At 55.2% G+C, this 10,724-nt stretch carries 10 protein-coding genes and 2 pseudogenes; 9 read left to right on the forward strand and 3 right to left on the reverse strand.

Annotated features, from left to right (window positions below; all coding sequences use genetic code 11):
* Positions 1-181 precede the first annotated feature (181 nt).
* Positions 182-1,585 carry an aspartate ammonia-lyase gene (locus tag AC2FPW_RS16015; RefSeq protein WP_496814508.1) on the reverse strand — a complete coding sequence of 468 codons (1,404 nt, stop codon included), beginning with the start codon at positions 1,583-1,585 and terminating at the stop codon, positions 182-184.
* Positions 1,586-1,832: 247 nt separating this feature from the next.
* On the opposite strand from AC2FPW_RS16015, the gene AC2FPW_RS16020 reads away from it, so the two are divergent.
* From AC2FPW_RS16020 to AC2FPW_RS16035, 4 genes are read left to right on the forward strand one after another with little or no spacing between them, the layout of a single operon-like run.
* Complete coding sequence (locus AC2FPW_RS16020) at positions 1,833-2,924, forward strand: ABC transporter ATP-binding protein (RefSeq protein ID WP_496814510.1); 1,092 nt, start codon at positions 1,833-1,835, stop codon at positions 2,922-2,924.
* Entirely contained in the window at positions 2,924-3,853 is a 930-nt protein-coding gene (locus tag AC2FPW_RS16025; protein ID WP_496814512.1) for an ABC transporter permease, read from the forward strand. Before AC2FPW_RS16020 ends, AC2FPW_RS16025 begins: the two co-directional genes overlap by 1 nt.
* Positions 3,854-3,856: 3 nt before the next feature.
* Positions 3,857-4,666, forward strand: coding sequence for an ABC transporter permease (locus AC2FPW_RS16030; RefSeq protein ID WP_496814513.1), 810 nt, complete (start codon positions 3,857-3,859; stop codon positions 4,664-4,666).
* A 19-nt stretch (positions 4,667-4,685) separates the two neighbouring features.
* A complete protein-coding gene (locus tag AC2FPW_RS16035; protein WP_496814515.1) occupies positions 4,686-5,723 on the forward strand; it encodes an extracellular solute-binding protein in 1,038 nt (345 codons plus the stop codon).
* 100 nt (positions 5,724-5,823) lie between these two features.
* Here the strand turns inward: AC2FPW_RS16035 and AC2FPW_RS16040 are convergent.
* Positions 5,824-6,105 (reverse strand): annotated as a pseudogene (locus AC2FPW_RS16040) (transposase); the annotation flags it as partial.
* A 321-nt stretch (positions 6,106-6,426) separates the two neighbouring features.
* Between AC2FPW_RS16040 and AC2FPW_RS16045 the strand changes: the two are divergent.
* The 5 genes from AC2FPW_RS16045 to AC2FPW_RS16065 are packed head-to-tail and all read left to right on the forward strand — an operon-like array spanning position 6,427 to position 10,440.
* Positions 6,427-7,041: a TetR/AcrR family transcriptional regulator gene (locus tag AC2FPW_RS16045; protein ID WP_496814516.1), complete on the forward strand. Its 615-nt coding sequence runs from the start codon at positions 6,427-6,429 to the stop codon at positions 7,039-7,041.
* On the forward strand, positions 7,038-8,192 hold the full coding sequence (locus AC2FPW_RS16050) for an efflux RND transporter periplasmic adaptor subunit (RefSeq protein ID WP_496814517.1): 1,155 nt from the start codon (positions 7,038-7,040) through the stop codon (positions 8,190-8,192). The genes AC2FPW_RS16045 and AC2FPW_RS16050 overlap by 4 nt, the downstream gene beginning before the upstream one ends.
* A complete protein-coding gene (locus AC2FPW_RS16055; protein ID WP_496814519.1) occupies positions 8,189-9,325 on the forward strand; it encodes an ABC transporter permease in 1,137 nt (378 codons plus the stop codon). The genes AC2FPW_RS16050 and AC2FPW_RS16055 overlap by 4 nt, the downstream gene beginning before the upstream one ends.
* A 4-nt stretch (positions 9,326-9,329) precedes the next feature.
* Positions 9,330-10,037, forward strand: a complete 708-nt coding sequence (locus tag AC2FPW_RS16060; RefSeq protein ID WP_496814520.1) for an ABC transporter ATP-binding protein — start codon at positions 9,330-9,332, stop codon at positions 10,035-10,037.
* 1 nt (position 10,038) lies between these two features.
* Positions 10,039-10,440, forward strand: a complete 402-nt coding sequence (locus AC2FPW_RS16065; protein WP_496814522.1) for a hypothetical protein — start codon at positions 10,039-10,041, stop codon at positions 10,438-10,440.
* A gap of 142 nt (positions 10,441-10,582) precedes the next feature.
* On the opposite strand, the pseudogene AC2FPW_RS16070 reads toward AC2FPW_RS16065, so the two are convergent.
* Positions 10,583-10,724, reverse strand: a pseudogene (locus AC2FPW_RS16070) (IS6 family transposase); the annotation flags it as partial.

The following is a 10,724-nucleotide window of genomic DNA, read 5'->3' on the forward strand; positions in this document are numbered from 1 at the left end:
CTTTCACGCGGACCTTCACATTGTAGTCAATCACGCGTTTGACAGGTACCAGTACCTTCATTGTAGCGCTTTCTCCTTTTCATACGTCGTTTGGTTTTCTCCGAGAGGGGCCTCGGATACCCCTTCGCACCAGGCAACAAGTTGCGGGCTAATGGCTATATACGAGAGAGGTAGAACCGGTTCATGAGGGCACCGCCCTGTCGAGCATTGCCACCGGAGATAGAATCTTGTCCAATTCGCTCTCAGGGACCAACCCTTCTTCGATAACAACATCGCGGATTGATGCACCGGTGGCCAAAGCATGTTTGGCAACGCGCGCAGTGGCATCGTACCCCAGATACGGAACAAGTGCGGTGGCAAGAACTAGGCTGTTATCCAGCAGATCCTTGCAGCGATCCGCGTTCGCTTCGATACCGAGAACACATTTCTCGGTCAGGACTTTCGTACCATTGATCAGAATCTTCAGCGACTTCAGGAGATTGTAGGCAACGACGGGCTCCATCGCATTCAGCTGCAGCTGACCTGCTTCTGAGGCCATCGTCACTACCAGATCGTTTCCAATGGTCTGATAGCAAATTTGGTTGACCACTTCCGGGATGACTGGGTTGACCTTGCCGGGCATTATGGAAGACCCGGCCTGTACTGCAGGCAATGTGATCTCGCCCAGTCCGGCACGCGGGCCAGAAGACAGCAACCGCAAGTCGTTACAGATTTTCGATAGTTTTACAGCCAGACGTTTGAGAATGCCCGAAAAGGTGACGAATCCTCCCAGGTCGGAAGAGGCCTCGATCAGGTCACTGGCATGTTTGAGGTCGAAGCCCGAAATCTCTGCCAGGTGGGCAACGGCGCACGTGTCATAGCCGACTTCGGCATTCACACCGGTGCCAATTGCAGTGCCACCAAGATTGATTTCCGTTAGAAATCGCCCAATTTCGCGGATTCGATCAATATCCTCACCGACGGTGACGGCAAAAGCTCTGAATTCGGCGCCCAGAGACATGGGTACTGCGTCCTGCAATTGGGTTCGACCGACCTTAACGATGTCGGCGAAGGCCCCGGCGCGATCTTCAAATGCAGATTGCAACCCCTTTAATGCGGCGCAAAGCGGCTCGACATGAAAAAGCACAGCAAGCCGGACGGCAGTCGGATACACGTCATTTGTGGACTGACCGTGGTTCACATCGTCATTGGGGTGGAGATGCTCGTACTCTCCGGGGGCATAACCCAGCTTTGTTAGGGCGAGGTTTGCAATGACCTCATTGGCATTCATGTTGGTCGAAGTTCCTGCGCCACCCTGAATCATGTCCACCACGAAGTGTTCGTGATGCTTGCCGTCGATGATTTCCTGGCAGGCCGCATCTATCGCTTTTGCCTTTTGCGTCTCAATGCCACCAATTTCGGAATTTGCCCGAGCGGCGGCCTGTTTGACCATGGCCAAGGCAACGACGATGCTGGAAAAATGTGACAGCGGCACGCCGGTGATCGGAAAGTTCTGCCGTGCACGCTCGGTCTGAATTCCGTGCAGAACCCCAATGGGCAGGTCTATTGACCCGATCGCATCCGCTTCACTTCTTCTAGATTGCATAGACAGTATTTTCCCCGTGTTTGCCCACGTCGACTAGCTCAACCAGCAGGTCGATCAAAAGACAGGCTTTCCACAGCGTTGGTTAGTTTGTCACAAAGCAAACATGCAGGAGCGTTATATCTACAAATCAAAAGGTGAACCCAAGGGTTAGGTATTTGCTAACGAACGCTAAGGAACACAGTTCTTAACGCCTCAACACTGCTTTTCTATCGTTTCAAAAAGCAGATGCGCGTAAGGGAGGTTCCTTTTGCCACACAACCCAAAAGATGCGATTGATGTGCAGAGCGCCGTGAAACGCTATGGCGATTTTACTGCGTTGAAGACAATCTCACTCACGATCGCCGATAACGAATTCTTCACGTTGCTTGGCCCGTCCGGGTGCGGCAAGACAACCCTTTTACGAATGATCGCCGGGTTTGAATCCGTCACTGAAGGCGCAATCTACCTTTACGGAGAAGAGATCGAAAACCTGCCGCCAAACCAGCGACCGGTGAACACAGTTTTCCAGAACTATGCGCTGTTTCCGCATATGACTATTCTTGAAAACGTGGCTTTCGGCTTGGAAATGCGAGGCAAACCCAAGAGCGAAGCACGCAGCCGTGCGGGCGAGATGCTTGAACTGGTGCAACTATCTCAATTTGCGGCCCGCAAGCCGTCGCAGCTTTCGGGCGGTCAGCAGCAACGCGTTGCACTGGCTCGGGCGCTGGCTCCACAGCCCAAGGTATTACTTCTGGACGAACCTCTCTCGGCGCTGGACCTGAAGCTGCGCAAGGCGATGCAGATCGAACTGAAACATTTGCAGCGCGAGACCGGGATTACCTTCATCTTCGTCACGCACGATCAGGAAGAAGCGCTGACAATGTCAGACCGGATCGCGGTAATGTCCGCCGGCGAACTGCAACAGCTGGGTACGCCGACCGATATCTATGAACGTCCACGCAACATGTTTGTGGCGGATTTCATCGGAGAAACCAACCTGTTGGAGGTCTCGGTCGATGAGATCCGCAATGGGCGCGCGATCTGCCATCTGGGCGGCGGGCACGAGCTGACCTGTGATCAGGTCGAAGGGATCAACCCCGGCTCCAAGGTTCACATGTCGATCCGGCCCGAGCGTCTTTTCATGTCCGACAAACCGGTTGAAACCGAAAGCCTGAAAGGCCGCGTCAAAGAAAACATCTTTGTCGGCACCGATATCAGCACAATCGTTGATTTGCAGGATGGCCCGGATTTCGTGGTGCGCACGTCAAACTCGGATCGTGGTAACAAACGTATCTTTGAGCCTGGCACGGACATGTTCGTCAACATGGAGCTGGGGGCGGGTCGCCTCCTGGTGGACTGATGGCAGCAGGTGCAGCAAGCGGCGGCAGCGCAACAACCGACACGTACAAAGAAGCCAGAAACTGGCTTTTGCTTCCGGCCTGGGCTGTTCTGACAATCTTCGTATTGGCCCCGGTTCTGATGATGCTGGTCTATTCCTTCCTGACCAAGGAATTCCGGGGCGGCGTGATCTGGGAATTCAGCCTTGCAGCTTACGATCAGTTCTTCTTTGACCGCGGTCTTTTCGGGGACGAGCCTCCCAAGATCGAGTGGACCTATATCACTATTTTCTGGCGGTCGATCTGGCAAGCAGGTGCGGCGACACTGCTGAGCCTGGTGATCGGTTTTCCAACCGCATATTTCATTGCGACACGTCCGGAAAGCGTACGCCCGCTGTGGGTCTTCCTGATTACAATTCCCTATTGGGTAAACCTGCTGATCCGCACCGTGTCGATGAAATTCCTGTTAAGGGATCAGGGGCCGTTGAACGACTTTCTGATCAATATCGGCCTGATCGACAGCCCGATCGCCATCGTTAACACCAATTTCGCGGTTCAGTTGGGTTTGTTCTATTCCTACTTGCCCTTCATGGTTCTGCCGATCTACGCAGCTGTCGAGCGGTATAACTTCTCGCTGAGCGAAGCTGCTGCAGATCTCTATGCAAGCAAAATGACAACGCTGCGCCGGATCGTGTTGCCAGCTGTGAAGCCGGGTGTGTTGGCGGGCTGTATTCTGGTCTTCGTGCCTTCTATGGGTTCGTTCCTGGCACCTGACCTGCTGGGCGGTGCAAAGAACTTCATGATCGGTTCTTTGATCGAGGAACAGTTTAAGGGCAACGCCGGGAATTGGCCGTTTGGTGCGGCCGCCTCGATGATCCTTCTGACTATGGTGTTGATCATCCTGGTGATCTCGGCCCGTCAGCAGGCCAAAGCCAGCAAGGCGAAGGGGTAAGTCATGGCGCAGGTGAATGAAAACATCAAGTCCTACAGGGGCTTCAAAACCGTCACTCTGGCTTGTCTGGTGATCCTATATGCCCCTCTGGTCATCGTGACGATCTATAGCTTCAACGCATCCCAATCGATCACCAACTGGGAAGGTCTTTCGCTGCGCTGGTATACCGATGTGTTTACCGGTCCTGAAAGCGCCAAATTCAAAGCTGCGGCGTTCAACAGCTTTACCATTGCGATTGTCGCGGCCACCATTGCAACAACAATTGCGACGCTGGCTGCCACAGCGATGGTTCGAGGCGGCAAGTTCAAGCTGCGTGCGGCAACATTTGGGCTGATTTCTCTACCGATCATGGTCCCCGAAATCGTGCTTGCTACGGCCACACTGATCTTTTTCAACTCGATCGGATTCACCCGCGGCTACACAACGATCCTGGTCGCCCATATTTCTTTCTGCATTCCCTTTGCATACCTGCCAATCTCAGCCCGGATGCCGGGGATCGAGGACAGCTACGAGCAGGCAGCGCTTGATCTTTACGCCACCAAACGACAGGCGTTCACCAAGATTTTGCTGCCGCTAATGATGCCGGGGATCATCTCGGGTTTTCTGCTGGCCTTCATCGTCTCGCTTGACGACTTCATCATCACCAACTTCGTCAAAGGTGCGGGTGTCGAAACATTGCCCACCGCAATTTTCGGGTCGGTCAAGCAGGGCATCAAACCAAACATCATGGCGATTTCAACCATGTTGCTGAGCGTATCGATCATCATGGTTACGATCAGCTACTTCGTCAGCAAGTCTGACAACACAAAATAACCCAACAAGGAGCAAATCCATGAAACATCTTCTGAAATCCAGTGCTGCAGCTTTTGCCCTTGCAGTTTCAGCCAATGCGGCCGTCGCTGAGGGTGAACTGGTGGTCTATCACTGGTTCGAATACGTACCGCAGGAACTGCTGGACAAGTTCACCGAGCAAACCGGTATCGCCGTGACAATGGACACCTACGACTCGAACGAGGCAATGCTGGCCACGTTGAAAGCAGGCGGCATCGGCACCTATGACGTGGCTGTTCCCGGCGATTACATGGTCAAAATCATGGCTGGCGAAGGGCTGCTGGATACCATCGACGAGGGCGAGTTGGTCAACAAGGGCAACATCTCGGCCGAATGGGCCGACCCAAGTTTTGATCCGGGCCGTACTCATTCGATCCCGTATCAGTGGGGCTCGACCTCGTTTGCGGTGAACCGCGATGTATACAGTGGCGACATTCAGACTACGGACATCCTGTTCAACCCACCCGCCGAACTGTCAGGCAAGATCAACATGCTGGACAGCCAAGGTGACGTGATGGCCATGGCCTCGCTACACCTGGGTATCCCGCAGTGTTCGAACGATCGTGAGCAACTGAAGGCACTGAACGATATGCTTCAGAACGCCAAACAGCACTGGGTGTCGTTCAACTCGGATACCGCCAAAGAGGTGCTGGTGTCCGGTGATGCGGCAGTCGGTCAGATCTATGACGGCTTTTCCGCAAAGGCTCGGGAAGAAGGTGCCAACGTCGAATATGCCTTCCCGGCTCAGGGCTACGTGGCGTGGATGGACAATGTTGTTCTGCTGAAAGATGCGCCGAACCGCGATAATGCCCTGAAATTCATGGACTTCCTTCTGGAACCGGAAAACATTGCCGCAGTGACCAACTATGCGCAGTATAACGCGGGCGTTAATGGGGTGACCGAGTTCCTTGATCCGGAACTGGCAGCGCAGCCTGAAAAGAACCCTCATGCGGGCGCGGGACAAGGCGTGTTCCTCGAAGTCTGCGACGAGGAAACTCAGGCGGTCTATGACCAGATTTGGACCAATCTCAAGAAATAGGTCGGTGTAAGCTAAGATTTGGCGGCGCTTTTGTTAAAAGCGCCGCCGAACAAACCTATTGAGGCGAAAAGCCCCATAAAACGCGTTACAGCCTTCAGTATTTTAAAGCTTCTCTGAACCAGTCTGCATCATAGCCTCGGTTTCCGAAAGCCACTCGACATTTGGTAGAGTCCTTAGCAATGCCCTCGCCCCGATGTAAGCGCTGACCTTTCCAGCGGTGGCGAACAGGTTGATCGGACGCCCCTGACTGTCGCAGACGCGTGCAGCTTTATGTTCATGACACCCTTGGTCCGATCAATCAGGCGTCTACGCCCCCAGTTGTTACGCCCAAACTGATCGCTGCCCGATGTACCTTCAGGTAGGTTGCGTCGATCTGTTTGGTCAAAGCCTTGTCCGGCAATCCGGCATGCCCTTCCAAATGACACGCGGCGTTGACGCGAAATAACCTCACAGGAGACTGCGTTGCGTTTGAAGTCAGCGACGAGCACAAGCGGCTTGATGTCGTGTTATTCCCAAAGTTTGACTATAGGTGTCGCGCAGTTATCGGGTGCTGCCCACCGTTTACCTGTCGATCTTCTCGCTACCAAAAGGTGCCATATTCCCCCTTCCGACCCTGATAACGTAATCAAATCCAGATGCGCTTGACGTCAAGTGTATCTCGTCTTAATAAGTTAGTTATTACTCACTAACATAGTGGTTTCGAATGCCCGCCCGGAAGCCCGCAGATGAACGCAAGACCGAGATCGTACAAGCCATGCTGCGCCTCGCGGACGAGTTGGGCCCTGATCGCCTGACCACACAGTCGGTTGCTGATGCAGTCGGGCTGACGCAGCCCGCAATCTTCCGGCACTTCGCGACCAAACAGGATTTATGGTTGGCGGTAGCTAACGAGATTTCTGAACGCCTCCGAACCGCGTGGGGTGACGCGCTTAGGACATCTGCCGATCCGGCAGAGCGGATCAAAGCACTGATTTTGGCTCAATTGCACCAGATCGAGACTATGCCGGCCATCCCGTCTATACTTTTCTCGCGCGAGCTACAGGTAGAAAACGACGATCTCCGGCAAGCTGTTCTTACGCTGATGACTGAATTGGTCGCATTGCTGTCCATCGAGCTGACCAACGGACGGAAAGCGGGCCTCTTCGACGCAAACCTGCCGCCTGAAGACGGAGCGCTACTGTTGATCTCGCTGGTACAAGGGTTGGCGATCCGCTGGACTCTGGGGAAACGCGGTTTCGCATTGGAATCCGAAGGGCACCGATTGCTCGACGCTCAGATGCGGCTATTCCGAATAGAAAGAACAGAGGTTTCGCCATGAACCGCCGTATCATCTTCGGTGTTACCCTTGCTGTCGGCCTCGCCGTCTTTGGCTGGCTTGTCCTTACAGAGCGCCCGGTTAATGTTTCCACTGCCGCAATTGAAAAGAATGTCCCTGTTCGTGTTTATGGGCTGGGGACGGTCGAGGCCCGGATCGTCTCAGATGTCGGATTTGAAGTTGGTGCCACGCTGACAGAACTTTCGGTCGACAGTGGTGACACGATCAAAGCGGGGCAAGTCCTTGCCCGGCTTCATCCGACGGAACAACAAGCAAAAGTCGCGCGCGCCAAAGCCGGGATTGCCGCCGCAGAGGCCACTTTGGGCAAGGCTGAGGCAAATGTGATCCGCGCGCGTGCCATTCTTGCGCAACGGCAGTCGACAAATGCGCGCCAGCAGGAACTTGCCGGGCGCAATGCCGTCTCGACTCAGGCTGCAGAAGAGGCGCAGCGGGATGTCGATGTTGCAGCCGCTGATCTGGCCGTAGCAGAAAGTGATGTTGAGGTTGCCAAATCCATGCACAGTGACGCCAAGGCAGCCCTGCAATACGAGCGTGTGCTGCTTGATCATCATGTGTTGCGGGCTCCCTTTGACGCGGTCGTTGTTGAGCGCCACGTGGAAGCAGGTACAGTTGTTGTCGCTGGTGAACCTATCTTTACCCTTTTGGACCCGAACACTGTTTGGGCTTTGGCCTACATAGATGAAGAGAGGGCCGGGCCCCTGCAACTCGGACAAGTTGCCGAAGTGAGGTTGCGGTCTTTGCCGCATAAGGTCTTCACCGGCAAGATCGCGCGGATCGGTATAGAAAGTGACCGGGTGAACGAAGAACGCCGGGTCTGGATTGCATGCAATCGGTGCCCGGAACAGGTTTTTCTTGGCGAACAGGCCGAAGTTTGGATCACAGTGACAGAGCTGGTCGATGCGATGTTGGTTCCCGAGATCGCAATAACCGGTTTTGACGGGCATGAAGGTCTTATATGGGTCGTGCAGGATGGGCGTGCGCATCAGGTGTCGGCAGTCTTCGGTCACCGGACCGAGGATGCGCGGGTCGAACTGGTCGGTGGTATTCCCGACGGCTCGCAGGTCATCTTGACACCCGGTAAAGGGCTGTCCGAGGGACGCATGGTTCGGGTCGTCGAGAGGGATGCGCCATGAATCTCGCCTACCGCGATGTGCGTCACAATCTGTTCCGCTTCATGCTGACTTGCCTCGGCCTCAGCCTTCTGATGGCGGTCGTGCTGGCAATGATTGGTATTTACAATGGGCTGGTTGCGGACGCGCTGAACATCGTCAAAGCACCGCGAGCAGATCTTTGGATTGTTGAATCTGGTACACGCGGACCGTTTGCAGAAGCCTCGAAAATTCCCGACGGCACCCGTGATGCCGTGGGGCGATTGCATGGTGTGTCCGAAGCGGGCAGCATCACATACCAGACCGTCGAAGCGCCCTTTCGCGGCGAAACGCTACGCCTGTACGTGATCGGATACGAGCCAGGTCACCCCGGTGGACCCGAAGCAATCTCGGTAGGGCGTAGGATCAGCCAGTCCCATTTCGAGATCGTGGCAGATGCCAAATCCGGACTGTCCGTCGGCGATGTGATCCGACTGGGCCGCGATCCTTTCACAGTGGTCGGGTTGGTCGAGGATACGATGAATTCCGCCGGTGATCCGGCGGCGTTTATCACCTTGCGCGATGCGCAAGTGCTACAGACGCAACTGGCCCCGTCGGCTCAACGCGTCCAGGAGGCACGAGGCGCGGGGTTGCTCGAAAGTCAGGAAAGCGTTGCGGCTGTGATCGCACGGCTTGAACCGCTTGCAGACCCGCAAGCAGTGGCGCAGTCGGTGCGCCAATGGAAACATCTTGGGGCCCTGACACAAGCCGATCAGGAGTCTATCTTGCTAATGTCTGTGGTGGATCGGGCAAAGCGGCAGATAGGTTTGTTTCTGGGCATCTTATTGTCCGTTTCAGCCGTTGTGATCGCATTGATTATCTACACGATGACCATGGAAAAGCTAAAGCAGATCGCCACACTCAAACTGATCGGCGCCCCCGACCGCACGATCATCGGGCTGATCGTGCAGCAATCCATTGCACTTGGTACGGTTGGCTGGAGTTTCGGTCTGATCCTTATCCTGCTTGTCAAAGACTACTTCCCCCGCCGGGTTGTGTTGGAGCCGATCAACGCCGTCGCGCTGGCAGGGATCATCCTCATTGTCTGCATCGTCGCCAGCGGCCTTGGCGTTCGTGCAGCACTCAAGGTCGATCCGGCCACAGCAATCGGAGGGTGACGTCATGCTCAATGATCCGCGCCGCGTGATTGTAGATGTTACCAATGTCTCAAAGCACTTTGGCGAGGGCGATGCTCGTGTCGACGCACTGAAGGGTGTTGATCTGTCAGTCGAGGCGGGCGAAGTGGTGGCACTACTCGGCCCGTCTGGATCGGGCAAAACGACGCTTCTGAATGTCATTGGCTGCATCATTGCTCCGAGTACGGGGAAGGTTACGCTGGACAATGAGGTGGTTTACGACAAGCAATGGCTGCGAAACGATTTGCGTAGGCTACGGCTCGACAAGATCGGGTTTATCTTTCAGTTCCATAATCTTCTGCCATTTCTCGATGCCAAAGATAACGTTGCTCTGGTGCTGAAACTGGCTGGAAAATCGACGGTCGAGGCGCAAAGGCGCGCTGTCGAACTGCTGGACTATCTGGAGGTCGGTCACCGCAGGGATGCGATGCCCGCACTTCTGTCCGGAGGTGAGGCGCAGCGTGTGGCCATCGCACGCGCCCTTGCCAACAGCCCGCGCATCATTCTGGCAGATGAACCAACTGCGGCGCTTGACAGCCAGCGGGCCGGGATCGTGATGGACCTGATGCGCAAGCTCGCAGCTGAGCAAGATGCCTGCATCATCGCGGTAACGCATGATGAAAAGATCTACGACCGGTTCGACAAGCTGTTCCACTTACGCGACGGCCGACTTGATGGAACGAAAGGGGCGTGACATGAAAAATGCAACCACTGGCAACCGCGCCCTGAACATAGCGGCGAGCTTGGCAATAGTGTTCGGCGCGTTGACTGTTTTCTCAGGCGGACGGGCCTTGTTTGGTGGCGATGAAGCACGCGCCGCCGTTGGTAATGCAGTGCCCTTCGTGCTGTGGTTCAACTTTCTGGCAGGATTCGCCTATGTCGTGGCCGGCTTTGGACTGTTTCTACGGCACCGGTCAGCGGCCTGGATATCAACAGGCATTCTGGTTGCCACCGTTCTGGTTTTTCTGGCCTTCGGCGCTCATGTGCTGCAAGGCAATGCCTATGAGATGCGCACCCTCGGCGCGATGACCTTGCGCACGGGTGTCTGGTTAGCCATTTCCGTTGTGGCTTGGGTGCATATCTGGCGAGCAGAATGACTCGCCTGTAGATATGCCGTTACTCGCGGGACATTTCCTTTAACCTCGCAGTCGGGGACAAAGGAGATGTTTATGAATCAGGACGTACGCGGGTGTTGTCACGTTAACGTCCGGTCGACGAAGGAATGCTGATGGTCGGGATTCAAGCGGCTCGAGTGGCAGCATTCCAGGCGTTAGTTGCCTCGAGGCGGTGACAACGGATTGTTAGTGCGGAGCGACGACGTGCCGGGACGCGGAAGCAATTTCTAACGGCTGGTGGGTGGTTACGAACCGCTGCAAACCTC

Source organism: Ruegeria sp. SATB027 (assembly GCF_059613825.1).

What these genes read in the sequence shown, in the direction of transcription:
- AC2FPW_RS16015 (WP_496814508.1), bottom strand. Translation starts at nt 1,585, where the DNA reads ATGCAATCTAGAAGAAGTGAAGCGGATGCGATCGGGTCAATAGACCTG.
- AC2FPW_RS16025 (WP_496814512.1), top strand. Translation starts at nt 2,924, where the DNA reads ATGGCAGCAGGTGCAGCAAGCGGCGGCAGCGCAACAACCGACACGTAC.
- AC2FPW_RS16030 (WP_496814513.1), top strand. Translation starts at nt 3,857, where the DNA reads ATGGCGCAGGTGAATGAAAACATCAAGTCCTACAGGGGCTTCAAAACC.
- AC2FPW_RS16035 (WP_496814515.1), top strand. Translation starts at nt 4,686, where the DNA reads ATGAAACATCTTCTGAAATCCAGTGCTGCAGCTTTTGCCCTTGCAGTT.
- AC2FPW_RS16045 (WP_496814516.1), top strand. Translation starts at nt 6,427, where the DNA reads ATGCCCGCCCGGAAGCCCGCAGATGAACGCAAGACCGAGATCGTACAA.
- AC2FPW_RS16050 (WP_496814517.1), top strand. Translation starts at nt 7,038, where the DNA reads ATGAACCGCCGTATCATCTTCGGTGTTACCCTTGCTGTCGGCCTCGCC.
- AC2FPW_RS16055 (WP_496814519.1), top strand. Translation starts at nt 8,189, where the DNA reads ATGAATCTCGCCTACCGCGATGTGCGTCACAATCTGTTCCGCTTCATG.
- AC2FPW_RS16060 (WP_496814520.1), top strand. Translation starts at nt 9,330, where the DNA reads ATGCTCAATGATCCGCGCCGCGTGATTGTAGATGTTACCAATGTCTCA.
- AC2FPW_RS16065 (WP_496814522.1), top strand. Translation starts at nt 10,039, where the DNA reads ATGAAAAATGCAACCACTGGCAACCGCGCCCTGAACATAGCGGCGAGC.